This window comes from Pseudomonas marginalis (assembly GCF_900105325.1).
Taxonomy (GTDB): Bacteria; Pseudomonadota; Gammaproteobacteria; order Pseudomonadales; family Pseudomonadaceae; genus Aquipseudomonas; species Aquipseudomonas marginalis.
Genome location: NZ_FNSU01000003.1, coordinates 1,297,393 through 1,315,774, shown reverse-complemented (window position 1 = coordinate 1,315,774; position 18,382 = coordinate 1,297,393). Strand labels below are relative to the sequence as shown.

General features: G+C 61.8%; 14 protein-coding genes and 3 pseudogenes. 4 read left to right on the top strand and 13 right to left on the bottom strand.

The annotated features are described in order from the left end of the window. Window positions 1-90 precede the first annotated feature (90 nt). From BLW22_RS15100 to BLW22_RS15090, 4 genes and pseudogenes are all read right to left on the bottom strand, one after another. On the bottom strand, window positions 91-711 hold the full coding sequence (locus tag BLW22_RS15100; protein WP_074846929.1) for a LysE family translocator: 621 nt from the start codon (window positions 709-711) through the stop codon (window positions 91-93). Window positions 712-1,032: 321 nt separating this feature from the next. After that, on the bottom strand, window positions 1,033-2,130 hold the full coding sequence (locus BLW22_RS15095) for a methyl-accepting chemotaxis protein (protein WP_419790228.1): 1,098 nt from the start codon (window positions 2,128-2,130) through the stop codon (window positions 1,033-1,035). A 195-nt stretch (window positions 2,131-2,325) separates the two neighbouring features. Continuing rightward, window positions 2,326-2,514 (bottom strand): annotated as a pseudogene (locus BLW22_RS36150) (PAS domain-containing protein); the annotation flags it as partial. Window positions 2,515-2,704: 190 nt separating this feature from the next. Next, window positions 2,705-3,859 carry a GGDEF domain-containing protein gene (locus BLW22_RS15090; protein WP_074846928.1) on the bottom strand — a complete coding sequence of 385 codons (1,155 nt, stop codon included), beginning with the start codon at window positions 3,857-3,859 and terminating at the stop codon, window positions 2,705-2,707. 266 nt (window positions 3,860-4,125) lie between these two features. Between BLW22_RS15090 and BLW22_RS15085 the strand changes: the two genes are divergently transcribed. Next, window positions 4,126-6,324 (top strand): OsmC domain/YcaO domain-containing protein, encoded by a 2,199-nt coding sequence (locus tag BLW22_RS15085; protein WP_065925185.1) that lies wholly within the window; start codon window positions 4,126-4,128, stop codon window positions 6,322-6,324. A gap of 63 nt (window positions 6,325-6,387) precedes the next feature. On the opposite strand, the gene BLW22_RS15080 is transcribed toward BLW22_RS15085, so the two are convergent. Both BLW22_RS15080 and BLW22_RS15075 read right to left on the bottom strand, forming a co-directional pair. Further along, on the bottom strand, window positions 6,388-7,554 hold the full coding sequence (locus BLW22_RS15080; RefSeq protein ID WP_074846927.1) for a cystathionine gamma-synthase: 1,167 nt from the start codon (window positions 7,552-7,554) through the stop codon (window positions 6,388-6,390). Continuing rightward, window positions 7,551-8,927 (bottom strand): pyridoxal-phosphate dependent enzyme, encoded by a 1,377-nt coding sequence (locus tag BLW22_RS15075; protein ID WP_027608450.1) that lies wholly within the window; start codon window positions 8,925-8,927, stop codon window positions 7,551-7,553. The genes BLW22_RS15080 and BLW22_RS15075 overlap by 4 nt, the downstream gene beginning before the upstream one ends. A 246-nt stretch (window positions 8,928-9,173) precedes the next feature. On the opposite strand from BLW22_RS15075, the gene atzF reads away from it, so the two are divergent. Both atzF and BLW22_RS15065 read left to right on the top strand, forming a co-directional pair. Continuing rightward, window positions 9,174-10,970, top strand: a complete 1,797-nt coding sequence (gene atzF, locus BLW22_RS15070; protein WP_074846926.1) for an allophanate hydrolase — start codon at window positions 9,174-9,176, stop codon at window positions 10,968-10,970. 2 nt (window positions 10,971-10,972) lie between these two features. After that, window positions 10,973-11,665, top strand: a complete 693-nt coding sequence (locus BLW22_RS15065) for a GntR family transcriptional regulator (RefSeq protein WP_074846925.1) — start codon at window positions 10,973-10,975, stop codon at window positions 11,663-11,665. A 1,338-nt stretch (window positions 11,666-13,003) separates the two neighbouring features. Here the strand turns inward: BLW22_RS15065 and dapA are convergent. From dapA to BLW22_RS15035, 7 genes and pseudogenes are all read right to left on the bottom strand, one after another. Beyond that, window positions 13,004-13,867 carry a 4-hydroxy-tetrahydrodipicolinate synthase gene (dapA, locus tag BLW22_RS15060; protein ID WP_074846924.1) on the bottom strand — a complete coding sequence of 288 codons (864 nt, stop codon included), beginning with the start codon at window positions 13,865-13,867 and terminating at the stop codon, window positions 13,004-13,006. A 323-nt stretch (window positions 13,868-14,190) separates the two neighbouring features. Next, window positions 14,191-14,670, bottom strand: a complete 480-nt coding sequence (locus BLW22_RS15055; protein ID WP_065925190.1) for a VOC family protein — start codon at window positions 14,668-14,670, stop codon at window positions 14,191-14,193. A 33-nt stretch (window positions 14,671-14,703) separates the two neighbouring features. Then, window positions 14,704-15,096 carry an ester cyclase gene (locus tag BLW22_RS15050; RefSeq protein ID WP_065948286.1) on the bottom strand — a complete coding sequence of 131 codons (393 nt, stop codon included), beginning with the start codon at window positions 15,094-15,096 and terminating at the stop codon, window positions 14,704-14,706. A gap of 10 nt (window positions 15,097-15,106) precedes the next feature. Continuing rightward, on the bottom strand, window positions 15,107-15,727 hold the full coding sequence (locus BLW22_RS15045) for a LysE family translocator (protein WP_074846923.1): 621 nt from the start codon (window positions 15,725-15,727) through the stop codon (window positions 15,107-15,109). 136 nt (window positions 15,728-15,863) lie between these two features. Continuing rightward, a pseudogene (locus BLW22_RS36020) lies at window positions 15,864-16,298 on the bottom strand (methyl-accepting chemotaxis protein); the annotation flags it as partial. Window positions 16,299-16,403: 105 nt separating this feature from the next. Beyond that, window positions 16,404-17,087 (bottom strand): annotated as a pseudogene (locus tag BLW22_RS36015) (PAS domain-containing protein); the annotation flags it as partial. A 190-nt stretch (window positions 17,088-17,277) separates the two neighbouring features. Continuing rightward, complete coding sequence (locus BLW22_RS15035; protein ID WP_074848172.1) at window positions 17,278-18,072, bottom strand: AraC family transcriptional regulator; 795 nt, start codon at window positions 18,070-18,072, stop codon at window positions 17,278-17,280. Window positions 18,073-18,188: 116 nt separating this feature from the next. Between BLW22_RS15035 and BLW22_RS15030 the strand changes: the two genes are divergently transcribed. Next, on the top strand, window positions 18,189-18,377 hold the full coding sequence (locus BLW22_RS15030; protein ID WP_065925194.1) for a DUF1656 domain-containing protein: 189 nt from the start codon (window positions 18,189-18,191) through the stop codon (window positions 18,375-18,377). Window positions 18,378-18,382 lie beyond the last annotated feature (5 nt).

Sequence of the window (18,382 nt, the reverse complement as noted above, 5' to 3'; positions counted from 1 at the left end):
TTATTTTTAGGTTGTCGTACAACTTCGTGAAGGGGGATTTGTAGCGTGTTTGCGCCGAGGGGGCAAGGAGGGATTTGGCATGGGGAAAACTCAGCGCTTGCTGAACGCCAGCTTTGCGGCAAACAGCACGAAGATCACGCCGGTGGTGCGATCCATCCACTGGATGACCTTTTCGCGGCGCAGGAACCCGGACAGCGACTGCGTGGCGCCGATCAATACCAGCGACCACAGCAGCCCGAGCAACACATGGATGCTCACCAGGCCGAAGGTCCAGGCAATCAGCGAATGCCCTTGGGGGATAAATTGCGGCAGGAACGACACGTAGAAAATCCCCACCTTGGGGTTCAGCACATTGCCCAGCATGCCCTTGATAAACCCGTTGCCGCCGGGCTTGCCATCGGCTGAAGCGGGTGCCAATGAGCGGCGCGGACACACCAGCATGTTCAGCCCCAGCCAGGCCAGGTAAGCCGCGCCGCAGTACTTGAGCAGGTTGAACGCCATCTCCGACACCGCGATCAACGCGCCCAGGCCAAAGGCAACCGCGGCGCCCCACACCAGGCAACCCGCGTTGATGCCCAGCGTGGCCTGCAGCGCCTGGCGCTTGCCTTCCACCGTGGCGGTGCGCAGGACCAAGGCGGTGTCGAGCCCGGGCGTGAGGGTCAGCAGGGTGGCGGCGAAGGTGAAGGCGATGAGGTTCTCGGCGATGGACATGAGCGGGCTTCATGCAGAGGGATGAGTGGACGTTAACCCAAGCTTGGCATGAGTGGTTATCTTGTTGCGAGCGGGCTTGTTGTTGCAAGCCGGCTTGTAGTGGTGAGCAGGCTTACTATGGTGAGCAGGCCTGTTGTGAGTGACCGGGCTTGTTGTGGTGAGCGGGCTTGCCCCGCGCTGGGCTGCGAAGCAGCCCCAAAACCAGGCACTGCGGCTTGTCTGATGGAACACAGTGATCTTGATTGGGGCCGCTTCGCAGCCCAGCGCGGGGCAAGCCCGCTCACCACAGTAAGCGGGCTTACTAGAGAAGCTTGTCTGCCTCTAGCGGTTGAAGCGCTCAACCAGCGCGTATTGGGTGGCCGCGGTATTGGTCAGTTCCTTGCTCAGGTCCGTGGATTGATGGGCTTGTATCGAGGTCTGGTCGGCCAGTTCGGCGATGGTGGTGATGTTGCGGCTGATCTCCTCGGCGACGGCACTTTGTTCTTCGGTGGCGGCGGCGATCTGGGTGGTCATGTCGGTGATATGCGACACCGCTTCGCTGATCCCCACCAGGGCCTGGTCCGCTTCCAGCACCCAGGCTACGCCTTCCTGGGCCTGGCGCTGGCCGTTTTCCATGCTTTGCACCGCGTTGCTGGAGGATGCCTGGAGCTTGGTGATCAGCCCATGGATCTGGGTGGTCGATTGTGAAGTGCGCTGGGCCAGTTGGCGCACTTCGTCGGCTACCACTGCAAAGCCTCGGCCTTGTTCGCCGGCCCGCGCCGCTTCGATTGCGGCGTTGAGGGCGAGCAGGTTGGTTTGGTCGGCGATGCCCTTGATCACATCCACCACGCTGCCGATTTCGTCGCTGTCCCTGGCCAGTTGCGCCACGGTCACCCCGGTCTCGCCGACCATGGTGGACAGACGCTCGATGGCTTCACGGGTATCGCGCGCCACTTCGCGGCCGCGCCCGGTCAGCACGTTGGCCTGTTGGGTGGCGTCGGCGGTGCGTTGTACATGGCTGGCGACTTCCTGGGTGGTCGCGGCCATTTGGTTGACGGCCGCCGAGACCTGTTCGGTTTCCACGCGCTGGCGGTTCAGGCCTTTGGCGCTGGCGGCAGCCAACTGATCGGATTGCCCCGCCAGGGTACTCAGTTGTTCGGCGCTGTCCTGCAGGCGGGTGAGGCAGGTTTTCAGGCGCGCGGTCTGGCTGAGAAACGCGGTTTCCAAACGCGACTGTGGGCCGCGTGCGTCACTGTACATCTGCGCGATCAAGGCATCCGACGTCGAGGGTTCGACCCCCTCCAATAGACGCAGGGTACTGCCCTGGCGCCAGCGCGAGCACAGCAGGCCCACCGGCAGCGCGACCGCCACGGCCACTGCGACGGCCACCGGTGCACTGAGGAACAGCCCGGCGACGCTGCCAGCCACACCGGTGGCCATGTACGGCACGCAACTCACTGCCGCCGGCAGCCAGGCATCCTGGCGCGGCACGCCCGGCTTGCCTTGGCTCAGACGCCGGTAGAGGGCCTGGGCGCGGCGGATTTCATCGGCCGTAGGCTTGACCCGCACCGACTCGAAGCCAACGACCCGGCTGCCGTCGAAGATCGGCGTGACGTAGGCATTGACCCAATAGTGGTCGCCGTTTTTCGAGCGGTTCTTGACGATGCCCATCCACGGCAGGCCTTGCTTGAGCGCGCTCCACATGTGGGCGAAAACGGCGGGTGGCACGTCGGGGTGCCGCACGATGTTCTGGGGCGCGCCGATCAGGTCGGCGCGTTCAAAACCGCTGATATCGACGAAGGCGTCGTTGCAGTAAGTGATCATCCCTTGAACATCGGTGGCGGAGATGAGTTTTTGCGAAGGCGCGAGTGAAATCTCGCGCTGTGTTACGGGCTGGTTGTTGCGCATTCCGACTACTCCCTGAATTGCCATAAGTTCATCGGCATCACACGGAATAAGTTGATGGCGATTGTTTGATATAAACCGGGACGTGACGAATGGCGTTCAGGAGGGCCTAAGTGGCGAATTGTCCTGGTGCGATACGAAAACAGTTTTTGCCTGCGCGCTTGGCTTCATATAACGCACCATCCGCATGGGCAATCACTGTTTGTGCGCAGGTATGTGACGTACTGTCGGCGCCTTCAAAGAGGGCAATGCCGATGCTGGCTTGCAAGGCATAGGGAAGAGCGCAACGCTCAGAGGCCTGTCGCAATGTTTCTATAATTCGTTGCGCTGCCAGGGTGGCAGAGGTCATGCCGGAATTATTCATCAGCAGAATAAATTCGTCTCCACCCAAGCGGCCGGCGCAATCCTGATTTAGCCTGACAATCGATTTAAGTGTTGCACCAAATTCGGCTAACGCCTTGTCACCTTCGGCATGTCCGTGGTTATCGTTGATGCTCTTGAAACCATCCAGATCTATATAGAGCACCGCAAAGTGTTTATCGGCATGCCGGCTGCGGGCCAGGGTGTTTTCAATCAGTTCGAGTATCCCCATACGGTTGTACAGGCCGGTGAGGGGGTCATGGGTCGCGCGGATTTCGTTTTTGGCCTCGGCCAGTAACGCGCGCACCAGGTTATCGTTCAACGTGTTGAGCAGTAGCCACATGCCCGTCAAGTACAGCGGGGCCTGGAGCAGGAATATCCTCAGCAGCGGTTCCGGCTGAAACAAGGTGGCGAGCTTCATGGGCACATCCGTCAGCAATATTTGAGTAAATGCATAGCGCGGTACACCTTGATTACGCATGGCGATCGCGGCATTCACGCTCACCATTGAGGTGCACCCGAGAACTTGAAGAATCGCATCGCCGCTGATCAGGCAACCAGCGGTACCCAGGCCCAGCTCCGCCGCCCAGACCAGGCCCAGTAATAACGATAGATCAATGACATAAGGATATTTTTGGCCGCCGTATTTATTGATCCAATACAGCAGTGCTAACCGTGAGACCCAGATCATCGAATCAATGATGAGCCAGGCAATGAAGAATTGGCTCGGGTGCAGTGTAACCGCGACTGTGCATATCACCAGGCTGTTAAACCAACCGACCCAGAGCACCCCCTTGGAAGAAAAAGGCCCGGCTATAAGTTCGCTGCGTATGCGCGTGTCATACGGTGCGTCTGCATTCGTCAGCCATCTCATCGCCTTTGTCGCAGGGAGTTGATATTCCATATTGACCCTCACCTGAAGCGCTGAAATCAAATAGTGTCACATGGCCATGCTGGCACCGTTCCAGCAGCTTTTCAAATGCTATGAGATAAAATTTGCGGGGCATTGATTCATGAAATATTCACTTGTTATTCAGCACATCCGTAGGGGAATCGCGCCGGTAGAACCGCTATCCATCACCCCGCATGATTGAAAAGCCTGAAACTTCCCGATGAAAAACCTCATAATGGCGGCCATTTTTGTTTAGCCCGTTATTCTGGTGTGCCCCCATGGAAATCAAGGTCAACTTTCTCGACAACCTCCGGCTTGAAGCCAAGTTCGATGACTTCACGGTGATTGCCGACCAGCCTATTCGCTATAAAGGCGATGGCTCGGCACCGGGGCCGTTCGATTACTTCCTGGCTTCGTCGGCGTTGTGTGCGGCGTACTTCGTCAAGTTGTACTGCAGCACGCGCAACATCCCCACGGACAATATTCGCCTGTCGCAGAACAATATTGTCGATCCGGAAAACCGCTATAACCAGATCTTCAAGATCCAGGTGGAGTTGCCGGCCGATATTTCCGATAAGGACCGCCAGGGCATCCTGCGCTCCATCGACCGTTGCACCGTGAAGAAAGTGGTGCAGGCCGGGCCGGAGTTCGTGATCGAAGAAGTGGACAACCTCGACGCCGATGCCCAGGCCCTGTTGATGCCGAGCGCGGGCAGCGAGGCGGGCACTTATATCGCTGGCAAGGACCTGCCGCTGGAGCAGACCATCGCCAACATGTCCGGGATCCTTGCCGGCCTGGGCATGAAGATCGAGATCGCCTCATGGCGCAATATCGTGCCGAACGTGTGGTCGCTGCATATCCGCGACGCCCATTCACCGATGTGCTTTACCAACGGCAAGGGCGCGACCAAGGAGGGCGCCCTGGCGTCGGCGTTGGGCGAGTTCATCGAGCGGCTCAACTGCAACTTCTTCTACAACGACCAATTCTGGGGTGAGGAACTGGCCAATGCGCCGTTCGTGCATTACCCGGACGAACGCTGGTTCCAGCCGGGCCCGAATGACGAGCTGCCCGGGGAAATCCTCGACGCCTACTGCCTGAAGGTCTACAACCGCGACGGCGAGCTGCGCGGTTCGCACCTGTTCGACACCAACTCCGGCAATGAAGCGCGCGGCATCGTTTCGCTGCCGTTCGTGCGCCAGTCGGATGGCGAGGTGGTGTATTTCCCGTCCAATCTGATCGAGAACCTCTACCTCAGCAACGGCATGAGCGCGGGCAACACCCTGGCCGAGGCCCAGGTGCAGTGCCTGTCGGAGATTTTCGAGCGGGCAGTGAAGCGCGAAATCATCGAGGGCGAATTTGCCCTGCCGGACGTGCCGGCTGACGTGCTCGCGAAGTACCCGAGCATCCTGGCGGGTATTGCAGGCCTGGAAGCCCAGGGCTTCCCGGTGCTGGTCAAGGACGCGTCCCTGGGCGGCGAATTCCCGGTGATGTGCGTGACCTTGATGAACCCGCGCACCGGCGGCGTGTTCGCCTCGTTCGGTGCCCACCCGAGCCTGGAAGTGGCGCTGGAACGCAGCCTCACCGAACTGCTGCAAGGCCGCAGCTTCGAAGGCTTGAACGACCTGCCGCAGCCGACCTTCGAAGGCCAGGCGGTGACCGAGCCGAACAACTTCGTCGAGCACTTTATCGACTCCAGCGGTGTGGTGTCGTGGCGCTTCTTCAGCGCCCAATCGGACTACGAATTTGTCGAGTGGGACTTCTCAGGCGAAGGTGAAGACTCCAACGCCCAAGAGGCCGCGACCTTGTTCGGCATCCTCGAAGGCATGGGCAAGGAAGCCTATATGGCGGTGTACGAACACCTCGGCGCAACCGCCTGCCGCATCCTGGTGCCGGACTACTCGGAAATCTACCCGGTGGACGACCTGATCTGGGACAACACCAACAAGGCGCTGTTTTTCCGCGAGGACATCCTCAATCTGCACCGCCTGGACGAAGCGGAATTGCAGGGGTTGGTCGAGCGCCTGATCGAAAGCGAGCTGGACGACTACACCGACATCACCACCCTGATCGGCATCGAGTTTGACGACAACACGGCCTGGGGCCAACTGACCATCCTCGAATTGAAGCTGCTGATCTTCCTCGCCTTGCAGCAGTACGAGGAGGCCAAGGAGTGCGTGGAGATGTTCCTGCAGTACAACGACAACACCGCCGAGCGTGGCCTGTTCTACCAGGCGATGAATGCGGTGCTGGAGATGGAGCTGGACGACGACCTGGAACTGGCGGACTACGAAGCCAACTTCCGCCGCATGTTCGGCAATGAGCGGATGGATGCGGTGATCGGCTCGGTCAACGGCAGTGTGCGTTTCCATGGGCTGACACCGACCAGCATGAAGCTGGAAGGGCTGGACCGGCATTTGCGCTTGATCGAGAGCTACAAGAAGCTGCATTCGGCGCGTGCCAACATCGTCCAGGGGTGACGCGTACCCAATGTGGGAGGGGGCAAGCCCCCTCCCACAGTTGATCCCTGTTGCCTGGGGGATTTATATACGGGCCAAGGCTTGCGCCAGGTCCGCCCGTAGATCCTCCACGTCCTCAACCCCCACCGACAACCGTACCAGCCCGTCGCCAATCCCCAACTGCGCGCGGGTCGCCGCCGGGATGCTGGCGTGGGTCATGATCGCCGGGTGTTCGATCAGGCTTTCCACGCCGCCCAGGCTCTCGGCCAGGGCGAAGAGCTTGACGTTCTCCAGGAAGCGCGTGGCGCCGGCCAGGTCGCTGTTCAAGTCGACTGAAATCATCCCGCCAAACCCGCGCATTTGCCTGCGTGCCAGTTCGTGCTGCGGGTGGGACGCTAGGCCTGGGTAGTAGACCCGGGATACCTGCGGTTGCCGTTCCAGCCAGGTGGCCAGGTCGAGGGCGTTGCTGCAATGGCGCTCCATGCGCAGGGCCAGGGTTTTCACACCGCGCAGGGTGAGGAAGGCATCGAACGGGCCGGCGATGGCGCCAACCGAGTTTTGCAAAAAGCCCACGCGCTCGGCCAGTTCGGGGTTGTCGCCGACGATGGCGATGCCGCCGATCACATCGGAGTGACCATTGAGGTACTTGGTGCTGGAGTGCACCACGATGTCGAAACCCAACTCCAGCGGGCGCTGGATCCACGGGCTGGCGAAGGTGTTGTCGGCCACGCAGAGAATGCCGCGGCTGCGACAGATACGGGCGATGGCGGCGAGGTCGGTGAGGCTCAGCAGCGGGTTGCTTGGGGTTTCGACCCAGACCATGCGCGTGTCGTCCTGCAGGGACGCTTCGAACGCCGCCACATCACTCAGGTCGACAAAGCTGAAACGGTGCCCGGCACTGCGCTGGCGCACCTTGTCGAACAGGCGGAAGGTGCCGCCGTAGAGGTCGTTGCCGGACACGATATGGGCGCCGGCATCCAGCAACTCCAGCACCGTGGAGATCGCCGCCAGCCCGGACGCGAAGGCAAACGCCTGGCTGCCGCCCTCGAGGTCGGCCACGCAGCGCTCCAGGGCAAACCGCGTGGGGTTGTGGGAGCGGCCGTAGTCGAAGCCCTTGTGTACGCCGGGGCTGTCTTGCAGGTAGGTGGAGTTGGCGTAGATCGGCGGCATCAGCGCGCCCGTGGTCGGGTCAGGTGACTGCCCGGCGTGGATCACACGGGTGGCAAACGCGCTTTTATCGGGCTGGCTCATGCAAGGGATCTCCGCAGGTGGTTGAGCAGGTCGACGCGGGTGATCAGGCCGTGAAAGCCCGCCGCGTCGGCAATGATGGCGACCAGGCCGCGGTCCAGTTCAGCCTGCAATTCGGCCAGGCTGGCGCCGGGGGCCAGGGTGTGGACTTTGTCGCTCATGGCGCTGGCGACCATCATGGAGAAGTCCGCCGCGTCATGGTGCAGGCCCAGCAGGATGTCGGACTCATCGATCACCCCCACCAGTTCGCGGCCATCCACCAGCACCGGCAGTTGCGACACGTCCGCCAGGCGCATGCGCTGGAAGGCGGTGAGCAGGGTGTCGTCGGGGCTCACGCTGATCACGCGACCATCTTCGAAGCGCCGCGCGATCAAGTCGCGCAGGTCGCCGTAGTGCTTGTAGTGCAGCAAGCCTGCATCGGTCATCCATTGGTCGTTGTAGACCTTCGACAAATAGCGGGTGCCGGTGTCGCAGACAAAGGTGACCACGCGCTTGGGCACCGTTTGTTCGCGGCAATACCGCAGCGCGGCCGCGAACAGGGTGCCGGTGGATGAACCGCCGAGAATGCCCTCGGCCTTGAGCAGCTGGCGGGCGTGGTCGAAGCTGTCTTCATCGCTGATGGAGTAGGCGTGGCGTACGCTGGACAGGTCGGCAATCGACGGGATGAAGTCCTCGCCGATGCCTTCCACCGCCCACGAGCCGGGTGTTTCCAGCTTGCCGCTGCGGCTGTATTCGGCCATCACCGAACCCACCGGGTCGGCGAGGACCATTTCCAGCTCGGGCTGCACCCGCTTGAAGAAGCGCGTCAGGCCGGTGAGGGTGCCGGCCGAGCCGACGCCCACCACAATCGCGTCTACATCGTGTTGGGTCTGGGCCCAGATCTCCGGCGCGGTGCTGGTCTCGTGGGCCAGGGGGTTGGCCGGGTTGTTGAATTGGTCGGCGAAGAAACAGCCGTCAATCTCCTTGGCCAGCCGCGCGGCCATGTCCTGGTAATACTCGGGATGGCCCTTGCCCACATCGGAGCGGGTGATATGCACCTCGGCGCCCATGGCCTTGAGGTGCAGCACTTTTTCCGTGGACATCTTGTCGGGCACCACCAGCACCACCCGATAACCTTTCGCCCGGCCCACCAGCGCCAGGCCCAGGCCGGTGTTGCCGGCGGTGGCTTCAATGATTGTGCCGCCGGGGCGCAGGCGGCCGTCGCGTTCGGCGGCGTCGATCATGGCCAGGCCGATGCGGTCCTTTATGGAACCGCCGGGGTTCTGGGATTCAAGCTTGAGGAACAGCGTGCAGGGGCCGGTATCGAAACGGCTGACCCGAACCAGCGGCGTGTTGCCGATCAGCTCGAGTACGGCAGGGCGGGGTAGTGTGGGCATGTCGTCACCTGGGGGCTTAGGGTGGGGGACAGCAAATCGCAGAGCATGGTCTGGAACAGTAGGTCGGTATTGGGTCGGTCGCAACCGAGGGGTCGATTGAATGACTTTTTTTGGCGCATGGGCGATGCCCGGGTGCGCCATCTACGCGCATGTTTTGCGGCGATACCCTTGTATTCATTGGCAGAGTGACCTGGCGTGGGCTTTGCTTTAGATAAATCCAAACTTGGATACAAGATGGAGTTTCCCATGCACAACGTTGTTGGCTGGACCCTCGGTGAATGGCAGGCTGCTTACCGCAGCGGCACGATCACGCCGGACATTTTGCTCACCCTGGCCGCGCAATACCCCGCCGAGGACAGCGCCTGGATCGCCCGCGCCCAGCCGTCGTCATTGGCCGAGCAGTTGGCACAGTTGAGCGAACGGCTGGCAGCCCTGGGCGGCGATATGACCCAGCTGCCGTTGTATGGCGTGCCGTTTGCGATCAAGGACAACATCGATGCGGCCGGCTGGTACACCACTGCCGCCTGCCCCGAATTTGCCTACCGCGCGACGCAGGATGCCTCGGTCGTGCAGAAGCTGCGCGCCGCCGGCGCAATCCTGATGGGCAAGACCAACCTCGATCAGTTCGCCACCGGCCTGGTGGGCACCCGCTCGCCGTATGGCGCGGTGGGCAACAGTTTCAATGGCGATTACGTCAGCGGCGGCTCCAGCTCCGGTTCTGCGTCGGTGGTCGCCCGTGGGCTGGTGGCGTTTTCCCTGGGCACCGACACGGCGGGCTCCGGGCGTGTACCGGCGGGGTTCAACAATATCGTCGGTTTGAAGCCGACCAAGGGGCGTTTGTCCAATACCGGCCTGGTACCGGCTTGCCGCACGGTGGATTGCGTCTCGGTGTTTGCGTTGACCGTGGAAGATGCCGAGACCGTGGCGCACGTTGCGGCGGGATACGACGCCAGCGACGCCTATTCCCGCGCCAACCCCAACACGGCGCCAGTGGCGGTGGGCGCTTCGATCAAGCTGGCCATCCCGGCGGCCCTGGAGTTTTTCGGCGATACCCAGAACCAGGCCGTGTTCGAACACGCGGTCGAACACTTCAAGGCGCTGGGCGCGGTGATCACCCCGGTGGATTTCACTGCGTTCAAGGAACTGGCGGACCAGCTGTACTTCGGCCCTTGGGTTGCCGAACGCACCGTGGCCCTGGAAAGCATGCTCGAAAACCAGCCCGAGGCAATCAACCCGGTGGTGCGCGGCATTGTCGAAAATGGCCGCCAGTACAGCGCCTGCGACGCCTACAAAGCCGAATACCTGCGGGCCGAACTGAGCCGCCGCATCAATGACAGCCTGGCCGGTTTCGATGCCTTGCTGGTGCCGACTTCGCCAACCCTGCGCACCATGGCCGAGATGGCGGAGGAGCCGGTGCGCTACAACTCGCAGTTCGGCTACTACACCAACTTCACCAACCTGGCCGACCTCTCGGCCCTGGCGCTGCCGGCCGGTATCCGCGCCGATGGCTTGCCCAGCGGCATTACCTTGCTCGCACCGGCCTGGCATGACACGGCGCTGGCGCACCTGGGCAAGCGCTGGCAATCCAGCCTGGAGCTGCCTTTAGGTGCCACCCAGCGCTATCTGCCGGCACCGTCCGCACCCGCCCAAGCCCCCGGCTGCGTGCGCGTGGCGGTGGTGGGCGCGCACCTCACCGGCATGCCGCTGAACGTCCAGCTGACGACGCGCAACGCGGTGCTGGTGGAGCAAACCCTGACGGCCGACACCTACCGCCTGTACGCGCTGCCGGGCACGGTGCCGCCCAAGCCCGGGCTGGCCAAGGCGGACAGCGGTCGGGCGATCATCGTCGAGCTGTGGGACATGCCCCTCGCACGCTTTGGCGAGTTCGTCGCCGAGATCCCCGCGCCGCTGGGGATCGGCAACCTGCTGCTGGCCGATGGGCGCAGCGTCAAAGGCTTCATCTGCGAGCCCTGGGCCCTGGCCGACGCCCTCGACATCACCGAGTTCGGTGGCTGGCGCGCCTTTATTGCGAGTCGCGGTTAAGCATGGGGGCCAAGACACGCCCCGACAGCCTGGCCGAGCAGATCTACGCACAGCTCAAGGCGGATATTTTCGACTTCCGACTGCTGCCGGGCGATCGTTTCAGCGAAGGCGAGGTGGCCGAACGCATGCACGCCAGCCGCACGCCGGTGCGTCAGGCGCTGTATCGCTTGGAACGGGAAGGGTATCTCGAGGTGTATTTTCGCAGCGGCTGGCAGGTGAAACCGTTCGATTTCGCCTACTTCGAAGAGCTCTACGACGTGCGCATCGTATTGGAACTGGCGGCTGTCGGCCGGTTATGTGCGATGGACGAACCGAACCCGATGCTGCAAGCGTTGCAGGCCACCTGGCAGGTGCAGGAGGACGAGCGCCTGGAGGACGCCCAGGCCGTATCGGCGCTGGATGAGCGTTTTCATTGCGCGTTGGTGGAAGCCACCGGCAACCGTGAAATGGCGCGCATGCACTACGCCATCACCGAGCAGATCCGCATCATCCGGCGGCTCGACTTTACCCAGGCGCCCCGCATTGCGGCGACGTACGAAGAGCATGGGCAACTGCTCTCGGCCATCGTGCAACGCCAGGCTGACCAGGCGCAGCACCTGCTGCAGCGGCATATCGAACTGAGCAAGCAGGCGGTGCGCGAGATCACGTTGCACCGGTTGCATACCGCCCGGCAGGTGGGGGGGCAGATTTCCTGATGCCCTGAGCTTCTGTGGTGAGCGGGCTTATTGTGGTGAGCGGGCTTGCTGTGGTGAGCGGGCTTGCCCCGCGCCGGGCTGCGCAGCAGCCCCAATCAGAATCTCTGTGTTCTGTCAGGTAAACCGCAGCGCCTGGTTTTGGGTCTGCTTCGCAGCCCAACGCGGGGCAAGCCCGCTCGCCACAGGTTAGGAGTAGTCCTCAGATCACGTGGGGCGTGGAGGTGCAATCTCGAATGGGTTATCGGGTGAGCCTGCGCAAGCTTATTGTGGTGAGCGTGCTTGCTGTGGTGAGCGGGCTTGCCCCGCGCCGGGCTGCGCAGCAGCCCCAATCAGGATCTCTGTGTTCTGTCAGGTAAACCGCAGCGCCTGGTTTTGGGTCTGCTTCGCAGCCCAACGCGGGGCAAGCCCGCTCACCACAGGTTACGAGTAGTCCTCAGATCACGTGGGGTGTGGAGGTGCAATCTCGAATGGGTTATCGGGTGAGCCTGCGCAAGCTTATTTTGGTGAGCGGGCTTGCTGTGGTGAGCGGGCTTGCCCCGCGCTGGGCTGCGAAGCAGCCCCAATCAGGATGCCTGTGTTCTGTCAGGTAAACCGCAGCGCCTGGTTTTGGGTCTGCTTCGCAGCCCAACGCGGGGCAAGCCTGCTCACCACAGGTTACGAGTAGTCCTCAGATCACGTGGGGTGTGGAGGTGCACTCTCGAATGGGTTATTGGGTGAGCCTGCGCAAGCTTATTTGGGTGAGCGGGCTTGCTGTGGTGAGCGGGCTTGCCCCGCGCTGGGCTGCGAAGCAGCCCCAATCAGGATGCCTGTGTTCTGTCAGGTAAACCGCAGCGCCTGGTTTTGGGTCTGCTGCGCAGCCCAACGCGGGGCAAGCCTGCTCACCACAGGTTACGAGTAGTCCTCAGATCACGTGGGGTGTGGAGGTGCACTCTCGAATGCGTTATTGGGTGAGCCTGCGCACGCTTATTGTGGTGAGCGGGCTTGCCCCGCGCTGGGCTGCGAAGCAGCCCCAATCAGGCTCCCTGTGTTCTGTCAGGTAAACCGCAGCGCCTGGTTTTGGGTCTGCTTCGCAGCCCAACGCGGGGCAAGCCCGCTCACCACAGGTTACGAGTAGTCCTCAGATCACGTGGGGTGTGGAGGTGCACTCTCGAATGCGTTATTGGTTGAGCCTGCGCACGCTTATTGTGGTGAGCGGGCTTGTTGTGGTGAGCGGGCTTGCCCCGCGCCGGGCTGCGCAGCAGCCCCAATCAGGCTTCCTGTGTTCTGTCAGGTAAACCGCAGCGCCTGGTTTTGGGTCTGCTTCGCAGCCCAACGCGGGGCAAGCCCGCTCGCCACAGGTTATTGGGCCTGGCGTGAAAGCCTTTGCAGCTTTGCGATGACCGCCTCGGTTGCCCGCTGCATCGGCGCCCGCAACTCACTGTCGATCAAGCCCTCCAGCGCCAGTGCGGCTTTCACCGGCGCCGGGTTGGGCTCCATGAACAGTGTGCTGATCAACGGCACCAAGCCAAGGAACGTCGCCCGCGCCTCAGCCAACTGGTTGTCCCGTACCTGTTGCCACAGCGCCACAAACTGTTCGGTGCACACATGGGCCGACGCGGCAATCGCACCGCTGGCACCCAGGCACAGCGCATTGAAGATCTGCAGGTCCTCGCCACACAACACATCGGCCTCACCGCTGGCCAACACCGCCAGGGTATTGCCCAGGTTGCCGCCGCAGTCCTTGATCGCCACGATCTGCGGGTGCGCGACGATGTTCAGCAAGGTCGCCTGCTCGAAGGTCACGCCGGTACGGTAGGGAATGTCGTAGAGAATGATCGGCACGCTGGACGCATCGGCCACCGTGCGAAAGAACGCTTCAAGGCCGGCCTGGGAAGGGCGAATGTAACTCGGCGCCGGCACCAGCAAACCCGCCAGCGGGCGCTTGAGGATCTCGGCCTGGAATTGCAGCAGCTCAATCTGGTTGTTGCCCGCCAGGCCCATCACCACGCGGTGGGCGGGCACCTGTTGCAATACCGCATCCAGCACGGCCAGTTGTTCCTGGCGGCTGAGCGATGCGGCTTCGCCGGTGGTGGTGCACACCATGATCCCGGCCACGTGCTTGCCCAGCAGGTGGCTGACCAGGCGGTGCAGGCCGACAAAGTCGATGGCGCCATCCTGGAACGGCGTGACCACGGGAACCCAGATACCTTGAAACGATGACATGCACTTTCTCCTGATGATTGACCGCTTGAGTCACCGTCAGAAGGGCATGGGGAATTGTGCAAAGGGGGAGGGAGTCCGCGCTCAATGTCCTGTCAGCTCATCTGACGGGACAGCGCGCCCCGGTCACATGAGCGACTGTTTCTTCGATTTGAGGGCGTGCGCCACGCAACCTTGCGCCTTGGCAATCAAGCCAATGACGGAAAGGTTAACCACTGAGGTTGCGGACATAAGCTGACACACCCATGAAGACTGGGGCTATCTTCATGGAATATTACAAGGTGTGTCAACTTCCTCCGTAGCTTGAATGCGCCGGTGCAGGTGGATCAGCCTTTTATCGCTGCTTCAATCGCCGCAATGTCGATTTTGGTCATGGTCATCATCGCGTCGAAAGCACGTTTGGCTATTGTCGAGTCAGGGTTGGCCACCGCATCGGTCAACACCCGAGGCGTGATCTGCCACGACAATCCCCATTTATCCTTGCACCAACCGCAGGCGCTGGCCTGGCCGCCGTTGTCGATAATGGCGTTCCAGTAGCGATCGGTTTCGGCCTGGTCATCGGTGGCGACCTGGAAGGAAAACGCTTCGCTGTGGGGGAATATCGGGCCGCCATTGAGGCCAATGCACGGGATGCCCATCACGGTGAATTCCACCGTGAGCACATCGCCCTGTTTGCCGGACGGGTAGTCACCGGGGGCCAGGTGCACGGCGTCGAGCGTACTGTCGGGGAAGGTGCTGGCGTAGAAGCGCGCAGCCTCCTCGGCGGTGTCGTTGTACCAGAGGCAGAGGGTGTTCTTGCGTTTCATGATCGGTCTCCACGGACAATGGGTCCATGGAGTTTAGACGGCCAACTGCCGTTCGATCGCCGCCTTGTCGATCACCGACCAGACCTGGGCGATTTTGCCGTCGACGAACGTGTAGAAAACGTTCTCCGAGAACGCCACCTGGCGACCATTGATCGCCAGCCCGAAAAACTCGCCCCGGGGCGTGACATTGAAGTTCAGCCGGCAGGCGACGGTGGGCGGGTCGGCGATCAGCAACTGGATGTGGAACACCAGGTCGGGGATCTCGCGGAAGTCGCGCTCCAGCATGGCGCGGTAGCCCTCCAGGCCGACTACCTTGGCGTTATAGGCCACCTCAGGGTGGACGAAGTCGCCCAGGCGGTTCCAATCCTGCCGGTTCAGGCAGTCGATGTAGCCGAGGTAAAGGTCGGCAAGTTGGTTGCGGGTCATGTTTTTTTCCTCAAGCCCTACGTGCGGTCAACAACACCGTCGCCGCCGCTGACAACAACCCCGCACAGCAGCGGTTGAATATCCGCTTGCCACGCGGCTCGGCAAACCAGCGGCGCATGTGCAGGCCCATATAGGCGTAGAGGCTGATGGCGATCCATTCCAACACCAGGAACAGCGCGCCCAGCACGGCGAATTGCGGGGTGATGGGTTGGCCGGGGACCACGAATTGCGGGAGGAACGCGGTGAAGATCAGGATCGCCTTGGGGTTGCCCGCCGCCACCAGGAACTCCTGTCGCGCCAGTACCCACAAACCCACCTTCGCGCCTGCCGATTGCGCCTCAGCCTGCGGATCAGCCCGCCACAGCTGAAATGCCAGATAAAACAGATACGCCGCGCCCACAATCTTGATCGCGTAGAACAACAACTCCGACGTCTGCAGCACCACCGCCAAGCCTGCGGAGGCGAGGGCGATCATCCCGGCGAACGCCAGCAGACGGCCGATACCGGCCAGGCACGAGGTGCGGTAGCCGTAGCGCGTGGCGTTGCTGACGGACAGCAGGTTGTTCGGACCGGGCGCCATGTTCAGGGCGAAGCAGGCGGGGAGGAACAGGGCGAGGGTGGCGAGGTCCATGGCGGCTCCGGTTTTGGACGGACGGGGAGCGTCGAGGATAAGGGGAGTGGAGGTGGTTGGACAATGTGCGGCTTGTTTCCCATGTCCGGCGTGCAGTTCGCCGCCTCATGCACAGGCGGCCCTGTGACTGCTCCGGCTAAGCCACCTGATTCGCAAACCTGCCCACCGCGTCGACCACCCGCTTGGCGCCATCCTGAATTTCCACAATGACCTGGCCTGCCTGCGTGGCGAGTTCAAGACCTTGCTCTGCCTGGGATTTGCTGTTGGCCATTTCGGCGACGGTCTCATCCACCAGTTTCTGGTTCTGCAGCACCACCGAGGCGATTTCTTCCGTCGCCGTGCTGGTGCGCCCGGCCAGTTGTCGCACTTCATCAGCCACCACCGCAAAGCCGCGACCTTGCTCGCCTGCACGGGCGGCTTCAATCGCGGCATTCAATGCCAGCAGATTGGTTTGCTGGGCAATGCTGCTGATGGTCTGAATGATCGAACTGATCAGCAGTGACTGTTTTCCGAGGGCTTCGACTCCGCCGGCAGCCGCCTGCATATCAGCGGCGATTTTATGCATGGTATGCATCGTGTCGTTGACCACGACGGCTCCGCGCTCGGCACTGACATCGGTCTGCCGGGAAATTTCAAATGCGGTTTGCGCCGCGCCACTGACTTCCTGTTCCCGGGCAACCTGGTCGGAGACCACCGTGGCGAACTTGACCACCTTGCACAGTGCGCCTTCAGTGTCGTACACCGGGTTGTAGGTTGCTTCCAGCCACACGGTCTGGCCGCGGCTGTCAACGCGTTCAAATCGGCCGGCTACAAACTCGCCCCTGTTCAGGGTTGCCCAGAAATCCTTGTAGTGCTGCGACGAGGTTTCCTCCGGCTTGCAGAAAATCCGGTGGTGGCTGCCTTTGGCTTGTTCCAGGCTGTAGCCCATGGCGTGCAGGAACTGTTCATTGGCGGTGATGACATGCCCGGAGAGGTCGAACTCGATCACCGCCGTCGAGCGCAGCAATGCCTGGATGAAAGAGGTGTTTTCCGAGGCTTTTTCTACCCGGGCGGTAATGTTCGTTGCATAGCAGGTGACATGACTCAGCTGGCCGCTCGCATCCGTGATCGGCTGCCAATGTGCATGCAGCCATATCAATGAGCCGTCGGCATGCAGGTAGCGGTAATCGTCGGTAATGGACTTGCCTGCGGCGACCGCCGCTCGGAAATTATGAAAGCAGGGCAGCTTGGAGACGTACTGCGGGACGATCTCGGCCATGGCACGGCCTCGAAGTTGCTCCGGGGTGCAGCCCAACGACTTGGCAAAGTTGTCGTTGCATGCGGTGATCTTGAATGTCGAGTCGATGCTCAACGTCAGCATTTCACGGTTCAGGCCATCGCGCAGTTGGCGCAGTTCCAACAGCTCGGCTGCCTGGGCGTGAAGCTGGTTCTTGGCTTTTGTATTGAACATGGGAAACCGCCTCCTTGGGTTATATCCAGCCTATCGGCACGTCATTCTGCAAATTTAGGCCGTTCGACGGGTAAAGCTTCATCAGCCAGCCGGATCCCCGCTAACGTGTTGCGGTCCGCCGCATGTACCGCGCTGGCGGCGAGCCCAGTGTCTTGCGAAACATGCTGATGAACGAACTGACCGACTCGTACCCGAGGGCTTCGGCGGTGCGTTGCACGGATTCGCCCTCGGCCAGGCTCTGCAAGGCCACGATGATTTGCCATTGCTTGCGCCATTGGCCAAAGGTTAGCCCAGTTTCGCTTTTAACCAAGCGCGCCAGGGAGCGCTCGCTCATGGCGACCTGGCGTGCCCATTGGGCCATGGTGCAGCGATTTGACGGGTCCTGGGCCAACCCCCGTGCGATGAAACGCAGCTGCGTTGTGGCCGGAAGCGGCAGGTACAGCTGTTCCGAGGGGGCCAGTTCCAACTGTTCGAGGAGCACGCTCGCCACGCGTGCATTGGCAGACGCCGGCGGATAGTCCTGGGCTTGGGCGCTCAAGTGCAGGATCAATTCCAGGACCAGCGGTGACAGCACCAGCGTGCAGCATGTGTGCGGTAATGCTGCGGCACCGGGCTCTACGAACAGATAGCCGATCTTGCCGTTGGCGGTCACCCGGTTGCTGTGGGCAATACCGCCCGGAATCCATACGCCGAACCCCGATGGCACCATCCACACGCCATCCTCTACGGTGCACACGATGCCGCCGTGATACGCCACCACCAGTTGGCCTTTGCGGTGCGTATGGACGGGGAATTCGGTGTCGTTTCGCTGGCTTCCCAGCATCAACGCCACTGCGGGTTGGTCGAAATTGTCCAGTTCGAATTGATCCACCCCGTAGAGATGTGTCTCGTCCACGTCGCGCACCTCGATTGTCTGAATTTGATTATATCTTGGCAGCATACTCAATATCGGCACGGCCTTGCAGTCCCTACCATCGTCAGCAAGGCCATTGCCGACTGCGAGATTCAACGATGCTGAGCGAAATCACGATTGCCCACCTCTACCTGCCGCCTTTCTTGCTCTACCTGGGCGTTACCGCCGTGGTTTACGCACTGCTGGAGCGGATCGTGCGGCCCTGGCTGGACTGGGCCTGGCACCCGAGCATGGCGCGTTTCTGCATGTCGTTGATCGTTCTCTCGATCCTCGTGCTGAAGTTTTGAGGCGC